Genomic DNA, 18,791 nt, shown 5'->3' with positions numbered 1-18,791 from the left:
GCGCCCGTGGCCGAGGTCCACCTCGTCGCGGACGCCCTCACGTTCGGCTACCCGGGGCGCCCGGTGCTCGACACCGTGAGCGTGTCGGCGTCGTCGGGCGACCGCGTCGGGCTGGTGGGGGAGAACGGCGCCGGCAAGACGACGCTGCTGCGGCTGCTGGCGGGCGACCTCGTCCCCACGGCGGGCGAGGTGCGGCGCGCGGGCTCGGTCGCGGTGGTGCAGCAGGAGCTCGACGTGCCGCCGGGCGCGACGGTCGGGGACCTGGTGCGCCGCACCGCGGGCGAGGTGCGCGCGGCCGCGGCGCGCCTGGACGACGTCGTCGCGCGCTTCGACCACGAGTCGGGCGACCTCGCGGAGCTGACCGAGGCGCTGGCCGCCGCGGAGCGGCTCGCGGCCTGGGACGTCGACCGCCGCGTCGACGAGGCGCTGACGCGGTTCGGGGCGCCGCGGGACCCGGCGCGGCGGCTCGACACGCTCAGCGTCGGGGAGGCCTACCGAGCGCGGCTCGCCTGCCACGTCGCGGAGCGGGCCGACATCCTGCTCCTCGACGAGCCGACGAACCACCTGGACGCCGGCGGCATCGAGTACCTGACCGCCGAGCTCCAGCAATGGCCGGGCGTCGTCGTCATCGTCACGCACGACCGCCGGCTGCTCGACGACGTCATGACCGCCGTGCTCGACCTCGACCCGTCGATGGACGGCCGGCCGGTGCTGTACGGCGCCACCCGGTACGCGACGTACCGGTTCCAGAAGGACCAGGCGCTGCGCCGGTGGCGCGCCCGGTACGCGCAGGAGCGCAAGCGGGCCGCGCGGCTCGCCGAGCGGCTCGACGCGTCCTACGAGGGCCTGTCCGACGAGTGGCGCCCCGCGAAGGGCTCGCAGAAGCACCGCCGCGCGACGCGCGCCCGCCTGCACGTCAAGGCCGCCGACCGCCTGGTGCAGCGCCTGGAGGCGGAGGCCGTCGAGGTGCCCGTCCCGCCGCCGGCGCTCGTGTTCCCCGACCTGCCGTCGATCCCCGCGGGCTACGAGGGCGGTCCGCTGCTCGAGCTCCGGGCCCCGCGGGTCGCCGGCCGGCTGGACCTGCCGGGTGTGCGCGTGGACCTGCCGCCCGCCGGCCGGCTGCTCGTGACGGGCGCCAACGGGGCCGGCAAGTCCACCCTGCTGGCGGCCCTGGCCGGTCAGGTGCCGCTCGACCGGGGGCACCGCGCCGTCGCGCCCGGCGTCCGCCTGGGCGTGCTGGTCCAGGACGACGACAACCCCGCCCGGCTCGGGACGACCGGGTTCGAGGCGGCCGCCCGGCGCGCGCTGGACCTGCTGGAGGCGGGCTCGCTCGACCCGGCCCACGTGGTGCCGGTGGCCGCGCTCGGCCTGCTGGACGAGGAGGACCTGGACCGCCCGCTGCGCGAGCTCTCCGTGGGCCAGCGGCGGCGGTTCGAGCTGGCGGCGGCGCTGGTGTCCGCCCCGCACGTGCTGGTGCTCGACGAGCCGACCAACCACCTGTCGATCGCGCTCGTCGACGAGCTGACCGAGGCGCTGCGGCTCACGTCGGCGGCCGTGGTCGTCGCGACGCACGACCGCGCGATGCGGGCGGACCTGGCGGACTGGCCGTCCGTCGAGCTGTAGGCGTCAGGTCGCCGGGGCGTCCGCCGCGGAGGGCTCCCGGGGCGCTCCGGGCAGCACGCGCTCCAGCAGCCGCACCAGGACGGCCAGCACCAGGAACCCCACGGCGACGACGGTCGTGTTGAGGGCCGCCCGCGTCCCGCCGACCGCGCCGACGTCGAGGAACGGGTACGGGTACCAGCCGGTGGCCGCCCCGCGGGCGAACGTCCACGCGATCCACGCGAGCGGGTAGACGACCGCCCACACCGCGGTCGCGCCGCCGAACCGCGGTCGCGGCCCGACGAGCAGCCAGACCAGCCACGTGGTCACCGGGGCGACCGTGTGCAGCAGCAGGTCGGCCGTCCAGCCGCTCGGCGTCAGGCTCGCCGACCCGTCCGCGAGCACCGCGTGGTAGACCACGCCCGTCACGGCGATGCACAGCAGCGCGTCCAGGTGCAGCACCGCCACCAGGCGTCCCGCGCGTGCCGGGCGCGCGACCAGCAGCACCGAGGCGGCGAGCACCAGCAGGTTCGACTGGATCGTGAAGTACGAGAACAGGCGCACCAGCCGCTCGGCGGTCGTCCCCGCGTCGCCGGGGCCCTCGACGAGCGCGCGGCCGATCTCGAGCGCGAGGCCGCCGCCGGACGCCAGCGCCGGCACCGCGTGCAGCAGCCGCGCGAGCGCGGGCGCGCGGCCCCCGGGTGCGGGGGCGGCTCCGTCGGCGCGCGCGGTCACGGCACGGGCCTCAGGGCATCCGGCCGACGTGCGCCATGGCCTGCCGCAGCAGGAGGCCCTGCCCGCCGTTCATCTCCACCTGCACCTGCTCGCTGCACGCCTCCTCGGGCGTCAGCCACGCCAGATCGAGCGCGTCCTGCTGCGGCCGGCAGTCTCCGGTCACGGGGACGACGTACGCCAGCGACACCGCGTGCTGCCGGGGGTCGTGGTACGGCGTCACCCCCGGCGTCGGGAAGTACTCGGCCACGGTGAACGGCTGGGGCGTCGGCGGGACCTGCGGCAGGGCGACCGGCCCGAGGTCCTTCTCGATGTGCCGCAGCAGCGCGTCGCGCACCCGCTCGTGGTACATCACGCGGCCCGACACGAGCGCGCGCGACATCACGCCCTCCGGGGTCACGCGCAGCAGCAGGCCCACGGCGACGACGTCGCCCGACTCGTCCACCCGCACCGGCACGGCGTCGACGTACAGCAGGGGCAGCGACCGCCGGGCGGCCGCGATGCCCTCGGGGCTCAGCCAGCCGGCGGGGCGCTCGGGCTCGGGGGGCAGGTCGGCGGTGTCGGTCACCCGGCAGTTGTACCCCGCAGGCACCCGGGCGCACACCCCGACGCGCGGACGGCCCGGGCGGCGGGACCCGCGCGCGGGCGTCCGGGGCTCCGGGAATACTGGGCGGGGTCCGGGCGCTCTACTGGCGTCAAACCGACAACAGGAGGCGACTGATGGCCACGACCGAGCTGACGGCCGACACCATCCAGAAGACGATCAGCGAGAACGACATCGTCCTGGTGGACTTCTGGGCCGACTGGTGCGGTCCCTGCAAGCGCTTCGGACCGATCTTCGAGCAGTCGTCGGAGCAGCACCCCGACGTCGTGCACGCCAAGGTCGACACCGAGGCCGAGCAGCAGCTGGCTGCCGAGCTGCAGATCACGTCGATCCCGACCCTGATGGCGTTCCGTGAGGGCGTCCTCGTGTTCAACCAGGCGGGTGCCCTCCCGGCGCCGGCCCTGGAGCAGGTCGTCGACGCGGTCAAGGCGCTGGACATGGACGACGTCCGCGCCCAGATCGCGGCCGCAGGGGCTGCGCAGAGCTGAACCACCCGACGACGCCCCCGTGCACCACGTGCACGGGGGCGTCGTCGCGTCCCGGCCCGGTCGGGCGCCCGGAGGTCAGTGCCGGAACTGCGCGATCCGGGCGCGCAGGTCCTCCGCCATCCGCGCGAGGTCGGCGACCGACGCGCTCATCCCGCCGAGCACGGTCGAGCTCTCGCGCGCGCTGTCCGCGACGGCCGTGATCGTCGAGGCGATCTCACCGGACCCCGCCGCGGCGTCGCCGACGGAGCGCGACATCTCCGCCGTCGTGGCCGTCTGCTCCTCGACCGCCGACGCGATGGTGGTCTGGTAGTCGTCGATCCGCGCGATGACCTGGGCGATCCCCGCGATGGCGGCGACCGCCCCGTCCGTGTCCTGCTGGATCGCGTCGACGCGGCGGGCGATGTCCTCCGTCGCTCTGGCGGTCTCCTGCGCGAGCTCCTTGACCTCACCGGCGACGACCGCGAACCCCTTGCCGGCCTCGCCGGCGCGCGCGGCCTCGATGGTCGCGTTGAGGGCCAGCAGGTTGGTCTGCTCCGCGATCGTCGTGATGACCTTCACGACGTTCCCGATCTCCTGCGACGACGCGCCGAGACGGCTGACCTGGGCGTTCGTCGCCGCGGCGGCGTCCGTGGCCTGCCCGGCGACCTTCGCGGCCTCCGCGGCGTTGCGTGCGATCTCGCGGATGGAGGAGCCCATCTGCTCCGCCCCCGCGGCCACCGACTGCACGTGGGTGTTCACCTGGGCGGCCGACGACGCGACGACACCGGCGCGCTCGGCCGTGCCGTCCGCCTCGGCCACGACCTGCTGCGCGGCCCCCGCGAGGGTGCCCGCCGCGTCGGCGACCGCGCGCGCGGTGTCGTCGATGCGGCTCACGGTCGTGCGCAGCGCCTCGGTCGCCCGGTCCAGCGCCTGCGCCGTACGGCCGATCTCGTCCGGCCCGTCGTCGTCCGTCCGCCCGGTCAGGTCGCCCGCGGCGATGGCCTGCGCGGCGCCCTGGAGCCGCTGCATCCGCCGGCTCAGCCGCCGCGCGACCACCACGGCGACGAGCGTGGGCACGATCGCGGCGACCGCCAGGGCCACGAACTCGATCCGCACGCTGAGGTCGCCCGCCGCGGTCGCGGCGTGCGAGGCGTCCCCGGCGAGCCCGCCCTGCAGCGTGATGAGGTCGTCGACCCGCTGCACGGCCTCCCGCGCGGCGGTCTCCGCGCCCTGGCTGGACGCCACCAGGCCGCCGAACGTCGTCAGGGCCGCCTGGACGCCCTCGACGGCGTCCGTCTGCTCGGCGGTCAGGTGCGGCAGCGCCGCGTAGTCGTCCAGCGCGGCCGCCGCGGCGTCGAGCGCCGTCGCGCGGTCCGGCTCCAGCGACGAGGCGCGGAACGGGTCGCCGTTGCCGAGGGCGTCCTGCATGTCGGCCCCCAGCTGCTGTGCCCGGCCGAGCTCGGTCCGCACCTCGCTGGCCAGCACCATCCCCGCGACGTGGTCGGAGTACATCCGCTCCGTCCGGGCGGTGCTCTGCCAGAGCGTGAGGATCGACACCCAGCCGAGCAGCCCCGTCATCCCGACCGCCACCGAGACCGTCAGCAGGATCTTGCCGGTGAAGCCGAGCCCGCGCCGCCGCACCCGCGGGGTGCGCGGCGCCCGTGGGTGCCGTCGGCCCGGAGGGGTCGCGGGCACGCGCGCCTCCCGCGCGTCGCTCGCGTCCGGGCTCGTGCCGGCGTCCTCGTCCGCCCCGGCCACCCGGTCGGTCGTCGTCGTCATCCCCGGCCTCTCGTCGTCGCGCCATCGCGCCGCGGCCGCCTCACCTGCGAGGCTGCACCGCCGCGTCTCCCGTCCTCGTCGCGCGGGTGAGAGGAGAACTGAGGAACCGCGGTGCACCTCACCCGGTCGCCGAGTGCGCGGTCGCCACGTGCGGGTGAGGCGCGGGGCGAGCGGGTGAACGGCGGAGGCTCGGGGAACGGGGCATGGTCGGCGGGCCGACGCGGGATCACCGGTCGGGTTCGTCGTCGTCCTCTCGGCCGGGGGCCGGGATCAGAGCCTGGACCCTGGCCGACAGGTCCTCGACCTGGCGGGACAGCTCCGCGACCTGCGTTCGCGTCGCCGATGCCTCGTGCGCTCCTTCCGCTGCCACCCGGTCGACGAGCCATGAGGCCAAGGACGCGGTCACCACGCCGAGAAGCGCCACCCCGCCGATCATCAGGCCGACAGCGACGAGCCGTCCGGTCGGCGTCGTGGGGTACTCGTCCCCGTAGCCGACCGTGGTCACTGTCGTCGCTGCCCACCAGAGGCCGTCGCCGAAGCCGTCGATCGTGGCGCCGGCCGCGCCGCGCTCAGCGTCCGTGACAGCCAGAGCCCCCGTGAGCACGAGGAGCGCGGTACCTCCTGCCACATAGGTCGCGACGCGTCCACGCAGGGTGTGCGCCCCCGCTCGGTTCAAGACGGACAGCAGCGCGACCAGGCGCAGCAGACGCAGGGGGCGCAGCACGGGCAGGGCGATCGTGACGAGATCGAGCAGGTTCGTGCGCACGAAGCTCCGGCGGTCGGTCGACAGGACGAGCCGCACGACGTAGTCGACGCCGAGGAGGACCCAGGTCGCGGTGATCACCCAGCCACACACCAGGACGAGCGCGCGAGGGGAGCTGGGACTGACGATCGGAACCGCGTAGGCGACGAGGAACGCCACCGCTGCCCACACCAACGGTGTTTCAGTGCGTGCCTGCCAGCGATCGAGGCGCGTCATCAGCGCACGCTAGCTCGGGCACGGAGCGGCGTCCCGAAGCCACTCCGCGCGGAGGTCGGGGGTGGGAGCATGCGACCGGGCTGACGCGGTTGTCGTGCCGGCCGTCCGCGAGCTGGGGGAGATCATGAGCTGGAAGCCGACGAAGTCGTCCGGATACCTCGGCTGGGGCATCACGCTGCTGATCATCGGGCAGGTCGCCTACGACTCGGGCCAGAGGCAGTCGTTCCAGGCAGCCCTGCGCTCCAGCCTGTGGAGCGCTTCCGACGACGGGTCTGCATGGATCATCGTCGGGCTGATCGTGTCCTTCGTCGGGCTGGTGCTCCTCGTCTCAGGGGTGGTGTACCTCGCGCAGTCCGTCGACTACCTCGCTCAACGCGAGCACGCACGGTCGATGATCGCGCCGCCGACCACGGAAGTCTCCGACCCGGACGGCGGGTCACCTGACGGCCGCTCGTGAGCGGACGGGTCCCTCGGCCGCCGGAACCCGTCGGGTCGGCCGGCGCTGATGCGGGGAGGCACCTGGGGTGCGGGAGGCGGGAGTCGAACCCGCACGCCCTCTCGGGCACCAGGACCTAAACCTGGCGTGGCTACCGTTTCACCACTCCCGCGTCGGCCCGGTCACTCTGCCAGAGCGCCGGGCCGCGGCGTCAGTCGATGCCGAGGTCGCGGCGCAGCTTCGCGACGTGACCGGTCGCCTTGACGTTGTACCGGGCGAGCTCGACGACGCCCTGCGGGTCGACGACCACCGTCGAGCGGATGACGCCCGTGACCGTCTTGCCGTACAGGGTCTTCTCGCCCCACGCCCCCCAGGCCTCCAGCACCTGGCGGTCCGGGTCGGACGCCAGGGGGAACGTCAGCGACTCGGCCTCCGCGAAGCGGGCGAGCGCCTCGACGCCGTCCGGGGAGACGCCGAGCACGCGGTAGCCGTGGGACTGCAGCGACGCGAGCGAATCGCGGAAGTCGCAGGCCTGGGTGGTGCAGCCCGGCGTGCCGGCCGCGGGGTAGAAGTACACGACGACGTGCTCCCCGCGCAGGTCGGACAGCGTCACCGAGCCGCCGTCCGCGGTCGGGAGGGTGAAGTCGGGCGCGGTGTCGCCGGGGGCGAGGCGGGGCATGGTCGTCTCCTGCGTCTGCGGGCTGCCCGGGCGGGTGCCCGGCGCGGTCAGCGTACGACGCGCGCGGGGTACCGTCTGCCGGGTGAGTGCACAGCGTCCCGAGGCCGCCGCGGCCCGTCCCGAGCTGCCGATCCGCATGCTGAACGACCGCCTGCTCGTGCAGCTCGACGCCGACGCCTCGGAGCGCCGCTCGACCGCCGGCATCGTGATCCCCGCCACCGCCGCGGTGGGCAAGCGCCTGACGTGGGGCGCGGTGGTCGCGGTCGGGCAGCACGTGCGCCAGGTGGCGGTCGGGGACCGGGTGCTGTTCGACCCGGACGAGCGCGCGGAGGTCGAGCTGGAGGCGCGCACGTACCTGCTGCTCCGCGAGAAGGACGTGCACGCGGTGGCCGAGCCGCGCGGTGACGGCCAGGGGACCGGCCTGTACCTCTGAGCAGCGCGGACCCCGCCGTGGCGGCCCTGTTGCGCGGGCCCGAGGGGGGTGTTCCCATGGTCGTCTGGAGCGACCGGGGGAGAGGCCGTGGAGCACGACGAGGGGCGGCCGCAGGAGCAGCCGCAGGACCGCCGACCCGAGGACGGTGACGGGCCGGCCGAGCCGCCGGCGGTCGCCGAGGACGCGGCGGGGACGGTGATGGAGCTGCTCGCCGAGCACGTGCCCCTGACCCTGCTCGCCGACCTCGCGGTGGCCGAGCCCCGCTCGGAGGCGATCCTGCGCGCCGAGGGGCTGCCCGAGGACGCGTGGTGGGTCGAGCCGCGCGCGGACGCCGCGGACGACGCCGACGCCGCGGACGACGCCGACGCCGGCGACGCCGCCGGGGACGAGCCGGGTGCCGGACCGGGCGCCGACGACGAGCTCCCGGTCGACCCGGACGCCGCGTCCGGCCCCCTGCCGGAGGGCCTGCGGCCGGCGTGAGCCCAGGTCAGCCGTGACGTGCACCACAACGGCCGTCCGGGGCGGGAGTGGATTCGCGTCCGGCGGCGGGGCGGTGCTAACGTTCTCAACCGCGCGCCATTAGCTCAATTGGCAGAGCAGCTGACTCTTAATCAGCGGGTTCGGGGTTCGAGTCCCTGATGGCGCACAGGAAGAGGCCCCGTCCGGTGAGATCCGGACGGGGCCTCCTGCATGTCCCGCGGGTGCTGACGGTTGCCGCCGGCCGGTTGCGGGGCCGGGCGCCGAGCCCGCCCTCGCGTCCGGCGTCCTGACATCCGGCGCCGGGCGTCGGGCGCGGGGCGCCGGCGTCCGGGACCGCCGCGCCGGCGTCCGAGACGGCCGCCCGGTTCGCCCACGGTGCGCCCCGTCCCGTCGCTACGCTGAGACGCACCCGGCGCGGGAGCGCTCCCACGCCGCTGACCTCGAAGGAGAGCGTCCGGTGCCGTCCACGACCCCGCCCACCCCTGCCCTCGCCGACCTGCTGGCGCGGGGAGGCCCCGTCCTCGACCGCCGCACCGTCCTCGGCCTGGGCGCCGCCGCGGGCGTGGCGCTGCTCGGTGCCTGCTCGGCCGGTCCGGGCCCGTCGCCGTCCGCCTCGCCCACCGCCTGGGCGCCCTCCGGGGAGCCGCTGCGGTTCCCCACCGGCTACACCTGGGGCGCCGCCACGTCCGCGTTCCAGGTCGAGGGCTCCACGACCGCCGACGGGCGCGGGCCGTCGGTCTGGGACACGTTCTGCGCGACGCCGGGCAAGGTGAAGGGCGGGGCGACGGGGGACCCGGGCGCCGACGTGTACCGGCGGTGGGCGGACGACATCCGGCTCATGTCCGAGCTCGGCATCGGGTCCTACCGGTTCTCGGTCGCGTGGCCGCGCATCCAGCCGACCGGGACGGGTGCGGTGAACCCGGCGGGCCTCGACTGGTACCGACGGTTCGTCGACGGCCTGGTCGACGCCGGCATCCGGCCCGCGATCACGCTGTTCCACTGGGACCTGCCGCAGGCCCTCCAGGACGCGGGCGGGTGGGCGCAGCGGGACACGGCCGCGCGGTTCGCGGACTACGCCGGGATCGTGGTCGACGCGCTCGGCGACGTGGACGCCGACTGGTTCACGATCAACGAGCCCAAGACGCACGCGTACGTCGGCCACTGGTACGGCGCGCAGGCGCCCGGCCTCCACGACCCCGCGACGGCGGTGGCGGCGGTGCACCACCAGCTGCTGGCGCACGGGCTGGCGGTCCGGCGGTTCCGGGAGAGCGGGGCGCGGGGCCGGATCGGGATCGCGCTGAACCTGCTGCCCGTGTACCCGCTGGAGGGCGCCGAGGAGGCCGCGGCGCGGGTGGACGCCCGGGAGAACCGGCTGTTCCTCGACGCGGTGCTGCGGGGGTCCTACCCGCAGGACGCGATCGGGCCGGAGTCCGGTCAGGTCCCGGCCGACCCCGACGCGTTCGCCGCCCTCGTGCAGGACGGGGACCTCGAGGTGATCAGCACGCCGGCGGACCTGCTGGCCGTCCAGTACTACGGGGTCACCGGGGTGGGCGTCACCGGCGAGCAGGTCGAGATCCACCCGACGTCGGCGGCGACGTGGCAGCAGGTCTGGCCCGAGGGCCTGTACGACCTGCTGGTGCGGCTGCGGGACGAGTACCCCGCGATCCCCCTGCTGCTCACCGAGAACGGCATCCCCGACGAGTCGCCGGAGCTCACCACCGACGACCCGTACCGCACGGAGTACCTGCGCACCCACATGCAGCAGGCCGCCCGGGCGATCGCCGACGGGGTGCCGCTCGAGGCGCACTACGTCTGGTCGTTCCTCGACAACTTCGAGTGGGGGGAGGGGTACGAGCAGCGCTGGGGCATCGTCGGCGTCGACTTCGACACCCAGGAGCGTGTGCCCAAGGACAGCTTCCGGTTCTACCAGCGGGTCATCGCGGACAACGCGGTGGCACCGGGCTGAGCGCCGGCACCGGGGGCGAGGTCCCGGTCCCGGTCAGTCGGCGTCGGGGGTGCGCGCCCGCCCCGCGTGGGCCCGGACGTCGTCCGCGAGCTGCTGCGCCTGCGCGTGGACGAGCATCCGCAGCAGGTCGTACCGGCGTGCCACCTCGGCGTCCGTGGCGTCGCCGTCGCGGGCGGCGACCCACTCGCGCTTCGCGGCGCGGACATCGGCATCGGTCACGTCGATCCGCCACTCGTCCCGTTCCATGGGTCAAAGGTCCCACCACTCGGCGGCTCACCACAGGGGGACGGGCGGGTTTCACCCGGGTGCATCCACCCGGAACCGTCACGTCACCCCATCGGCGGCCGACGCGCCCGGCCCGGGTCGACCTGCCGACCGGCGCGGACCGGGCCACGATGGGTCCGCACGCCGCGACCCGCTCTGCCTCGTCGCGGCGGCGGCACCCGCGGGCCGGCCACCTGCCGCGTCGCGGGCGACCCGACCGCGCACGCCAGGGAACGGAGCGAGCACATGACCGAGAGCCCCCAGGACCCCGGGACCGCAGGAGCCGGCGACACCACCGTCACGTACGACGTGGTCGTCATCGGCGCCGGAGCGGTCGGGGAGAACGCCGCGGACCGTGCCGGTCGGCTCGGGCTGACCGTCGCGGTCGTCGAGCACGAGCTCGTCGGCGGCGAGTGCTCCTACTGGGCGTGCATGCCGTCGAAGGCGCTCCTGCGCCCCGGGGCCGTCCTCGCGGCGGCGCGGGCGGTGCCCGGCGCCGCGGAGCTCGTGACCGGCACGCCCGACCCGGCGCAGGTGCTGGCCCGCCGCGACGTCTTCACGTCGCACTGGGACGACCACGGGCAGGTCGAGTGGCTGGACTCCGCGGGCATCGCGCTGGTGCGCGGCACCGCGCGGTTCACCGGTCCGCGGGAGCTGCTCGTCGAGAGCGAGGAGGGGGCCGTCCGGGTGATCGCCCGGCACGCCGTCGTCGTCGCCACCGGCAGCGAGCCGGTGATCCCGCCCGTCCCGGGTCTGGCGGAGTCCGCCCCCTGGACGTCGCGGGAGGCCACGGCCGTGCAGGACGTGCCCGAGCGGCTCGCGATCCTCGGGGGCGGCGTGGTGGGCGTGGAGATGGCGGTGGCGTACCGGGACCTCGGGGCCGCCGTGACGCTGCTGGTCCGCGGCGACCGGGTGCTCACCGGCGCGGAGCCGTTCGCGGCGGACGAGGTCGCGGCCGGTCTCCGCGACCTCGGCGTCGACCTGCGGCTCGGCACGGCGGTGACGGCGGTGCGCCGGGACGAGGACGGCGTGCACGTCGCCACCACCGGCCCGCAGGGCGAGGACGAGGTGCACGCCGACGAGCTGCTGGTCGCGACCGGACGCCGCCCGCGCACGGCGGACCTGGGGCTCGACGTCCTCGGGCTCGAGCCCGGCGCGCCGCTGGCCGTCGACGACGCGCTGGAGGTCACCGGGGTCGAGGGGGGCTGGCTGTTCGCGGTCGGGGACGTCACGGGACGCACCGCCACCACCCACCAGGGCAAGTACGACGCGCGGGTGGCGGGTGACGTCGTCGCCGCGCGGTTCTCCGACGGGCACGCGGACGCCGAGCGGGACGCCGGGCCGTGGACGCGCTACCGGGCCAGCGCGGACGCCGCCGCGGTGCCGCAGGTGGTGTTCACGCGCCCCGAGGTGGCGTGGGTCGGGCGGACCGAGCAGCAGGCGCGCGACGCGGGTCTGCGCGTCCGGGCCGTCTCGTACCCGATCGGCTCGGTGGCGGGCGCCTCCGTCGCGGCCGACGGCTACAGCGGGACCGCGCACCTGGTGCTCGACGAGGACCGCGGTGTCGTCGTGGGGGCCACGTTCACCGGGCCCGACGCGGCGGAGGTGCTGCACGCCGCGACGATCGCCGTCGTGGGGGAGGTGCCGCTCGACCGGCTCTGGCACGCGGTCCCGGCGTACCCCACCGTCAGCGAGCTGTGGCTGCGGCTGCTGGAGACCGCCGGTCTCTGAGCCGGCGACCCGCGCTGGACACGCCGACGGCCCGGCAGGAGGACTCCTCCTGCCGGGCCGTCGGTCGCGAGCGGTCGGGCGACGCCGGGCACGGTGCCCGCCGCCGCCCGCCCGCTGCGGTCAGCTCGCGAGCGAGCCGTCGCTGGACAGGACGAGGCCGATCGACGCCTCGCCCTGACGCACGGCGTCCCCGATGAGGCCGAAGTCGTACGAGCGGAACTCGCTGAAGCTCAGCCCATACGTCTCCTCCAGGCCCGGCTGGCAGAACGGCCGCTCCGGGCACTCGGCCGGCCCGGCGAGCACGAGACCGCCGCCGCAGGCCGTCGCCAGGTCGGACAGCGTGGTCACGCCGTGCTCGTCGGCGAACGCGCTCGTCACGGCGAACGCGTTCTGGTCCTGGGCGGCGGAGACCGCCCCGAACGTCAGACCGGCGTCCGCACCCAGCGCGGTCAGGGCCTCGACGGTCGCGTCGGGGTCGGCGCTCGCGACCGGCTCGGCGTCCGGGCCGTTGGCCGAGGCGTTGAGGAACTCCGCGAGCGTCGCGGCGTACTCCGGGGTCAGCGTGATCTGGCCGCTCTCGAGCGCCGGCAGGTAGGTCTCCCGGTTCCCGATCGTCTGCACCTCGGCGGTGTAGCCGGCCGACCGCAGCACGGCGGCGTAGATCTCGCCGAGCGTCGCGCTCTCGGAGAAGTTGGCGGCACCGACCACGACGCTCTTGCCGGCGCCCGCCGCGTCGTCGTCGGCCGCCAGGCCCTCGTCCTCGACGAACTGCGCGGCGGCCTCGGAGGAGGTCTGCCGGTCGATGTCGACGGCCTTGTTGAGGGCGATGAGCTTGTCGGTGTCGAGGGCCTCGGAGACGGTGTCGAGCAGCGGGACCAGGCCCGGGTCCGCCTCGGCTGCCGCCGCGTTCACGGCCGGGATGACGTTGTCGGCGTTCTGCAGGCCCTTGTCGTCCTCGAGCACGACGAGCTGGTCGCCCGCGACGGGCTCGCAGACCGCGCCGGACGCGTCGGAGCCGGAGGTGGGGTCGGCGCTGCCGCCGCCCGAGCCCGGGTCGCCGCAGGCGGCGACCAGGAGCAGGAGCCCGGCCGCCGCGGTCGGGAGCGTCGATCGGCGGAGGTTCATGTGCGTTCCTCTGTTCTCGGGATGGGGGCACACGGTCGGGGTCGCGGTCGTCCGGCGCCGTCGTCCGGCGTCGGGACCGCGGAGGGCACGCGGAGCGCGCCGTTCATGGAACCGGTGAACACGGGCACCGGCAACCGCTGGGGGCGCCGGGCGGTCACGAGGGCCTCCCGGCGACGTGGCCGGCCGCCCCGGTGGCGGACGCGCGGGCGGGGTCCGCCGCGCCCGTCGCCCCCGGGCCGGCGGTCGGGACCGGGTCGGCGGAGCCGGACGAGCCGCCCGACCCGTGCCCCCCGGAGCGACCCCGGGCCGCACGCCGCCGGGCGGAGGCGCGCATCGGCTCGGGCGTGGCGGCGTGCTGCGCGAGGGCCAGCACCCCCTCCACCAGCAGGCAGAGCCCGGCGACGAGCACCGCGCCCGCGACGACCTGGCCGTACCGCTGCAGCGCCATGCCCTCGACGATGACCGAACCGAGGCTGGTGCCGCCCACGAGCGCGGCCAGCGGGACGGTGGCGAGCACCTGGGTGGCGGCGGTGCGCAGCCCGGCCCCGACGAGCGGCAGCGCGAGCGGCAGCTCGACGAGGGCGAGGGAGCGGGCGCCCGACATGCCCATGCCGCGGGCGGCCTCGCGCACGTCCGCGTCGACCTCCATGAGCCCGGTGAAGGTGTTGGACAGGATGGGCGGGACGGCGAACACCGCGACGGCGAGGATCGTCGCGCCGGCGCCGAAGAGGCCGCTCGCGGCGAAGATCGTCAGCAGGGCGAACGTCGGCAGGGCGCGCGAGGTGTTGGCCAGCACGACGGTGAGGACCCCGCCGCGGCGCCGGTGGCCGAGCCAGACGCCCGCGGGCAGCGCGACGACGGCGGCCAGCAGCACGGCGAGCGCGCTGATCCGCAGGTGCTCCGCGGTCAGCGCCAGCACGCCCCGGCGCCCCGTCCAGTTCAGCGGGTCGTTGAGCCACGCCACCGCGTCCTGCAGCACGTCCACGCTCAGGCCTCCCGTCCGCGCGCCCACGGCGTCACCGCGCGCCCGATCAGCCACAGCACGAGGTCGAGCACCAGCGCGAGCGCGAGGCACAGCAGCGTCGCCGTGAGGATCTCCGCGTGGTACTTGTTGTTGCGGAAGCCCCGGAACATGAGGTTGCCGAGCCCGCCGTAGCCGACGACCACGCCGACCGTGACGAGCGCCACGGTGGTCACCGTCGCGAGCCGGATCCCGGTGACGATCGCGGGGAGGGCGTTGGGCAGCTCGACGGTCAGCAGCAGGCGCAGCCGCCCGTAGCCGAGGCCGCGCGCCGCGTCGCGGACGCTGTCGTCCACGCCCGCGAGCCCCACCAGCACGTTGCGCACGAGCACCAGCAGCGCGTACAGCACGAGGCCGACGAGCACCGGGGTGCGGCCGATCCCGGTCCACGGCACCAGCACCGTGAACAGGGCGAGCGACGGGATCGTGTAGAGCACGCCGGTGGTGCCGACGACCGGTGCGGCGAGCCGCGGGCGCAGGTGGGCGAGCATCCCGAGCGGCAGGGCGATGAGGCACGCGATGAGCACCGCCTGCACGGTGAGGCCGGCGTGCTGCTCGAGCGCCCGGCTGATGTCGCCCCAGTTGCGCTGCACGTACTCCCACGACAGCCACGGGTTCGCAGCCGGGTCGCCCGCGGCGGCGGCGCGCGCCACGGTGGTGGCCGTCGGGTGTCCAGTCACCTGCGTGACGCTACCCGGGAGGTCCGACACGCGCGGCCCGGGACGCCACCCACGTGCGCGGACGTCGCCGGAGGCCCGGCCGCCGGGGGGAGCGCTCCGCGCGGCGGCTGTCGGCGGGCCCGGATAGCGTGGTGCGCATGGCGACGGCGATCGGGTTCGAGCACGTGCGCAAGGAGTACCCCGACGGCACGGTGGCCGTCGGGGACCTCTCGCTGGAGGTGCGCGAGCACGAGCTCCTCGCGCTCGTCGGGCCCTCGGGCTGCGGCAAGTCCACGACGCTGCGGATGGCGAACCGCCTGGTGGAGCCGTCCTCGGGCCGCATCCTGCTCGACGGCGAGGACGTCACCGACGTCGACGCGGTGGGCCTGCGCCGCCGCATCGGCTACGTCATCCAGAACGTCGGGCTGTTCCCGCACCGCACGGTCGCGCAGAACGTCGGCACCGTCCCGCGCCTGCTCGGGTGGGACCGCGCGCGCACCCGCGCGCGCACGGCGGAGCTGCTCGAGCTCGTCGGGCTGGAGCCCGGCCGGTACGCGCGCCGCTACCCGCACGAGCTGTCCGGCGGGGAGCGGCAGCGCGTCGGCGTCGCGCGGGCGCTGGCGACGGATCCGCCGGTGCTCCTCATGGACGAGCCGTTCGGGGCGGTCGACCCGGTGGGCCGGCGCCGGCTCCAGACGGAGTTCCGCCGCATCCAGCAGGAGCTCGGCACGACCGTGATGCTCGTCACGCACGACGTCGACGAGGCGGTGCGGCTCGCCGACCGGGTGGCGGTCCTCAGCCGCGGAGGGCGCCTGGAGCAGCTCTCCGACCCCGTGCGCCTGCTCGCCGCGCCCGCGTCCGCCGCCGTGGCGGACCTCGTGGGGACCGGTGCGGCGGTCCGTCTGCTGTCGCTCGGGACGGTCGAGCGGCGTGACGTCCGGCCGCTGCACGGGTCGGCGGAGGGCACCGGGACCGGTGCCCCGTCCGTCCGGCTCGGCGACCCCCTGGACGCCGCGTTCGCCGCGCTGGCGGCGGAGCCGTCCGGGCGCGTCCCGGTCCACGCGCCCGACGGCGGCGGCGCCGTCGGGGAGCTGGACGCCGCGGGGCTGCTCGCCGCGCTGCACCGCCTGGTGGACGACGCGCAGGAGCGCGCGACCGGCACGGTCGAACCGGAGCCGTCCGCGGGGGTGCGTGGGTAGTCTGCCGAGGGTGAGCACACGGATCGCCCTGGCCACCTGCGCCGCCCTGCCGGACCTCGACCCGGACGACGCGCCGCTGGTCGCCGCGCTCCGGGAGCGCGGCCTCGAGGTCGAGTCGCCCGTCTGGAACGCCGCCGACGTCGACTGGTCGTCGTACGACGCCGTCGTCGTCCGCTCGACGTGGGACTACACCGAGCGCCCGCGGGACTTCCGCTGGTGGGCGCAGCGCGTCAGCCAGTCCTCCCGCCTCATCAACCCTGCCCAGGTGCTGACCTGGAACATCGACAAGATCTACCAGCGCGCGATGGAGGCGGCGGGCCTGCCGATCGTCCCGACCATCTGGATGGACCCGGCGCGCAACTTCGACGCCCGCGCGATCCACACCCGGTTCCCGGCGTTCGGCGAGTTCGTCATCAAGCCGACCATCAGCGCCGGCTCCCGCGACACCGGGCGCTACGACGCCAGCCAGACGCCGTCGCGGGCCCTGGCGATCCAGCACGTGAAGCACCTGCTGGACGCCGGGCGCCACGTCATGGTGCAGCGGTACCTCAAGCAGGTCGACACGGTGGGGGAGACCGCCCTCGTGTACTTCGACGGCGAGCTGAGCCACGCCGTGCGCAAGGCGCCGCTGCTGGAGGGCCCGTACCGCGAGGGCGACACGGACGGTGTGCTGTACAAGGAGGAGGTCATGGCGCCCCGCGAGGCCTCCGAGGCGGAGCTGGCGCTGGGCCGGCGCGTCGTCGACGCGCTGCCCGAGCTGGTGCCGGGCGTGGAGCAGCCCCTGGCCTACACCCGCGTCGACCTCATCCCCGACGACCAGGGGAACCCCGTGGTGCTGGAGCTGGAGCTCATCGAGCCCTCGTTCTTCTTCGCGCAGGCGCCCGAGGCCGTGCAGCGGTTCGTGGACGCGGTGGTCCGGCGGCTCTAGGCGTGCGGCACCGGGCGTCCGCCCGGCCCGAGCGCGGCGTCAGGCCGGGTCGGGAGCCGGCGCCGGCGCCGGCTCCGCAGCGACCGCGGACGCCGTCGGGCGCGCCACCCGGACCAGCGCGACGACGAGCCCGGCGCCGCAGACCGGGACCGCCGCGAGCACGAGCACCGTGAGGGCCGGCGGCAGCGGGGACCAGGCCCCGAGCGCGGCGAGCCGTCCGAGGAGCCCGCTGCCGGCCCAGTGGAAGTCCAGCACCTTCAGCATGGCGGACCCGGTGAACGCGAGCGCGGCGCAGCCGAGCACCACCGGCAGGCGGGAGACCCACGTCCGGGGCAGCAGCGCGGTCGCGCCGAGCGCCGCCGCGACGGCCATCCCGGTGAGGGTCGGGAACAGGTACCGGCCCTGGAGCCCGCGCGGGGCACCGGTCGCCAGGTACAGCGTCCAGGTGGACTGCAGGAGGATGAGCACGTTCAGCACGAACGGCGTCACCAGGAGCCACCCGTCGACCCGCCGGGCGTCCCACGTGCGACGGCGCACCAGGACGACCGCGACGGCGGCGAGCGCGAGCACGCTGAGCGTCGTCGTGAACCACAGCGGGTAGGGCTGGACCGAGGCCTCGGAGACGCTCGCGGCGTCGCCGGGCTTGATCGACAGGGCCGCCCAGAACCGGGAGACCATGAGGACGAACGCGTCGTGCGCGTAGCGCGGCCACGCCTCCGCGGCCTCCAGCGGTTCCGCGAGGCGCCGGAGGTGGCCGGCGGGCTGGAGCGTGCCGTACCGCAGGAGGTTCGCGATCCACCACCACCCGCCGAGCGCGGCCGTCGCCCCGGCCGTGACCAGCGCGGCGGCGGCGCGTCCGGGGGACCGGGTGCGCCGCCACCCGATGACGTACGCCAGCACGACGACCGGCACGAACAGCAGCGCCCACGCCTTGGTGAGCAGGCCCACGGCGAGGGCCAGCCCCGTCCAGACCGCGGTGCGCAGGCGCAGGTCGCCCCGGGAGGCGAGCACCGCTCCGAGCGTCACGGTGGCGCAGGTCGCCACGAGCAGGTTGTCGTTGTTGACGGCCGCACCCAGCGCGCCGAGCTGCGGGACGGCGAGCGGGGCGAGGGCGGCGGTCACGATCACGGCCCGGTTGCGGGTCAGCGCCCGGGCGGTGGCGGCGGCGAGCAGGGGCAGCGGGGTCAGCGCGAGGACGTTGAGCAGCCGCAGGACCCAGACCTCGAGGTCGTACGGCGTCGAGTCGGGCAGCGCGGCGGTGACGACGCCGAGCAGCACGTAGTAGCCCGGTGGGTGCTGCCCCATGTTGCTGAGCTCGGGCCCGAACCCCGGCGGGGCGAGCTCGTCGAACGACGGGCGGTCCGCGCGCGGCACCGCGTCGCCCCGGAGCAGCGCGGGATAGCCGTCGCGCCGGGCCAGCTCCTCGGCGGCGTCCGTCTGCGCCCAGGCGTAGAGCTCCTTGAACCCCGGCCACTCCCGCGTCTGCTCCCAGGCGAGGGACGCGCCCACGTGGCTCGGTTCGTCGGCCGACCGGAACGTCGGCAGCAGCACCGACCAGCACAGCAGCACGGCGAACCAGGTCGCGGTGACCGCCCACACGGCGCGGGGGAGCGGCTCCGGGCGGGCCGGGGGTCGCCGCTCGGCCTCCCGTCGCGCGCGACGGCCGACGGGCGCAGGGAGCTCGTCCTGCTGCGCCACGGTCACGTGCAC

General features: G+C 75.8%; 19 protein-coding genes and 2 tRNA genes. 10 read left to right on the top strand and 11 right to left on the bottom strand.

Annotated features, from left to right (window positions below; translation table 11 throughout):
- Positions 1-6 precede the first annotated feature (6 nt).
- Positions 7-1,623 carry an ABC-F family ATP-binding cassette domain-containing protein gene (locus P9841_RS04195; RefSeq protein WP_283320838.1) on the top strand — a complete coding sequence of 539 codons (1,617 nt, stop codon included), beginning with the start codon at positions 7-9 and terminating at the stop codon, positions 1,621-1,623.
- A 3-nt stretch (positions 1,624-1,626) separates the two neighbouring features.
- Here P9841_RS04195 and P9841_RS04190 read toward each other — a convergent pair whose 3' ends face one another.
- Both P9841_RS04190 and P9841_RS04185 read right to left on the bottom strand, forming a co-directional pair.
- Entirely contained in the window at positions 1,627-2,334 is a 708-nt protein-coding gene (locus P9841_RS04190; protein ID WP_283320837.1) for a Pr6Pr family membrane protein, read from the bottom strand.
- Positions 2,335-2,344: 10 nt separating this feature from the next.
- Positions 2,345-2,899 (bottom strand): NUDIX hydrolase family protein, encoded by a 555-nt coding sequence (locus P9841_RS04185; RefSeq protein WP_283320836.1) that lies wholly within the window; start codon positions 2,897-2,899, stop codon positions 2,345-2,347.
- 98 nt (positions 2,900-2,997) lie between these two features.
- Between P9841_RS04185 and trxA the strand changes: the two genes are divergently transcribed.
- Entirely contained in the window at positions 2,998-3,423 is a 426-nt protein-coding gene (trxA, locus tag P9841_RS04180) for a thioredoxin (protein ID WP_283321849.1), read from the top strand.
- 75 nt (positions 3,424-3,498) lie between these two features.
- On the opposite strand, the gene P9841_RS04175 is transcribed toward trxA, so the two are convergent.
- On the bottom strand, positions 3,499-5,181 hold the full coding sequence (locus P9841_RS04175) for a methyl-accepting chemotaxis protein (protein ID WP_283320835.1): 1,683 nt from the start codon (positions 5,179-5,181) through the stop codon (positions 3,499-3,501).
- A 226-nt stretch (positions 5,182-5,407) separates the two neighbouring features.
- Positions 5,408-6,160: a potassium channel family protein gene (locus P9841_RS04170; protein ID WP_283320834.1), complete on the bottom strand. Its 753-nt coding sequence runs from the start codon at positions 6,158-6,160 to the stop codon at positions 5,408-5,410.
- A 94-nt stretch (positions 6,161-6,254) separates the two neighbouring features.
- Between P9841_RS04170 and P9841_RS04165 the strand changes: the two genes are divergently transcribed.
- Entirely contained in the window at positions 6,255-6,617 is a 363-nt protein-coding gene (locus tag P9841_RS04165; protein WP_283320833.1) for a hypothetical protein, read from the top strand.
- A 68-nt stretch (positions 6,618-6,685) separates the two neighbouring features.
- Here P9841_RS04165 and P9841_RS04160 read toward each other — a convergent pair.
- Positions 6,686-6,768 (bottom strand) — tRNA-Leu (locus tag P9841_RS04160).
- A gap of 39 nt (positions 6,769-6,807) precedes the next feature.
- The gene (gene bcp / locus P9841_RS04155; protein WP_283320832.1) at positions 6,808-7,275 is read right to left on the bottom strand and encodes a thioredoxin-dependent thiol peroxidase; all 468 of its coding nucleotides are present in this window, start codon (positions 7,273-7,275) and stop codon (positions 6,808-6,810) included.
- Between the two features lie 136 nt (positions 7,276-7,411).
- Here bcp and P9841_RS04150 point away from each other — a divergent pair, with 136 nt between their 5' ends.
- The 4 genes from P9841_RS04150 to P9841_RS04135 all read left to right on the top strand — a co-directional run bounded on the left by P9841_RS04150 (position 7,412) and on the right by P9841_RS04135 (position 10,154).
- Positions 7,412-7,708 carry a GroES family chaperonin gene (locus P9841_RS04150; RefSeq protein WP_255596302.1) on the top strand — a complete coding sequence of 99 codons (297 nt, stop codon included), beginning with the start codon at positions 7,412-7,414 and terminating at the stop codon, positions 7,706-7,708.
- A gap of 87 nt (positions 7,709-7,795) precedes the next feature.
- Positions 7,796-8,188: a hypothetical protein gene (locus P9841_RS04145; protein ID WP_283320831.1), complete on the top strand. Its 393-nt coding sequence runs from the start codon at positions 7,796-7,798 to the stop codon at positions 8,186-8,188.
- Between the two features lie 93 nt (positions 8,189-8,281).
- Positions 8,282-8,354 (top strand) — tRNA-Lys (locus tag P9841_RS04140).
- Positions 8,355-8,645: 291 nt separating this feature from the next.
- A complete protein-coding gene (locus P9841_RS04135) occupies positions 8,646-10,154 on the top strand; it encodes a GH1 family beta-glucosidase (RefSeq protein ID WP_283320830.1) in 1,509 nt (502 codons plus the stop codon).
- 33 nt (positions 10,155-10,187) lie between these two features.
- On the opposite strand, the gene P9841_RS04130 is transcribed toward P9841_RS04135, so the two are convergent.
- Positions 10,188-10,400, bottom strand: coding sequence for a hypothetical protein (locus P9841_RS04130; protein ID WP_283320829.1), 213 nt, complete (start codon positions 10,398-10,400; stop codon positions 10,188-10,190).
- Between the two features lie 264 nt (positions 10,401-10,664).
- Here P9841_RS04130 and P9841_RS04125 point away from each other — a divergent pair, with 264 nt between their 5' ends.
- Positions 10,665-12,149, top strand: a complete 1,485-nt coding sequence (locus P9841_RS04125; protein WP_283320828.1) for a dihydrolipoyl dehydrogenase family protein — start codon at positions 10,665-10,667, stop codon at positions 12,147-12,149.
- Positions 12,150-12,269: 120 nt separating this feature from the next.
- Here P9841_RS04125 and P9841_RS04120 read toward each other — a convergent pair whose 3' ends face one another.
- The 3 genes from P9841_RS04120 to P9841_RS04110 all read right to left on the bottom strand — a co-directional run bounded on the left by P9841_RS04120 (position 12,270) and on the right by P9841_RS04110 (position 14,975).
- On the bottom strand, positions 12,270-13,274 hold the full coding sequence (locus P9841_RS04120) for a glycine betaine ABC transporter substrate-binding protein (RefSeq protein WP_283320827.1): 1,005 nt from the start codon (positions 13,272-13,274) through the stop codon (positions 12,270-12,272).
- 154 nt (positions 13,275-13,428) lie between these two features.
- Positions 13,429-14,259: an ABC transporter permease gene (locus P9841_RS04115; protein ID WP_283320826.1), complete on the bottom strand. Its 831-nt coding sequence runs from the start codon at positions 14,257-14,259 to the stop codon at positions 13,429-13,431.
- Between the two features lie 2 nt (positions 14,260-14,261).
- Positions 14,262-14,975 (bottom strand): ABC transporter permease, encoded by a 714-nt coding sequence (locus P9841_RS04110; protein WP_283320825.1) that lies wholly within the window; start codon positions 14,973-14,975, stop codon positions 14,262-14,264.
- Between the two features lie 137 nt (positions 14,976-15,112).
- Here P9841_RS04110 and P9841_RS04105 point away from each other — a divergent pair, with 137 nt between their 5' ends.
- Positions 15,113-16,153, top strand: a complete 1,041-nt coding sequence (locus P9841_RS04105; RefSeq protein ID WP_283320824.1) for an ABC transporter ATP-binding protein — start codon at positions 15,113-15,115, stop codon at positions 16,151-16,153.
- Positions 16,154-16,163: 10 nt separating this feature from the next.
- The gene (locus P9841_RS04100; RefSeq protein ID WP_343301170.1) at positions 16,164-17,081 is read left to right on the top strand and encodes an ATP-grasp domain-containing protein; all 918 of its coding nucleotides are present in this window, start codon (positions 16,164-16,166) and stop codon (positions 17,079-17,081) included.
- 39 nt (positions 17,082-17,120) lie between these two features.
- Here the strand turns inward: P9841_RS04100 and P9841_RS04095 are convergent, their stop codons facing one another.
- Positions 17,121-18,785, bottom strand: a complete 1,665-nt coding sequence (locus P9841_RS04095) for a phospholipid carrier-dependent glycosyltransferase (RefSeq protein ID WP_283320823.1) — start codon at positions 18,783-18,785, stop codon at positions 17,121-17,123.
- Positions 18,786-18,791: the final 6 nt, after the last annotated feature.

It is taken from the genome of Cellulomonas sp. ES6 (assembly GCF_030053835.1).
Taxonomy (GTDB): domain Bacteria; phylum Actinomycetota; class Actinomycetes; order Actinomycetales; family Cellulomonadaceae; genus Cellulomonas.
The sequence above is the reverse complement of the archived record's forward strand: the minus strand, read 5'-3'. Positions and strand labels throughout refer to the sequence as shown.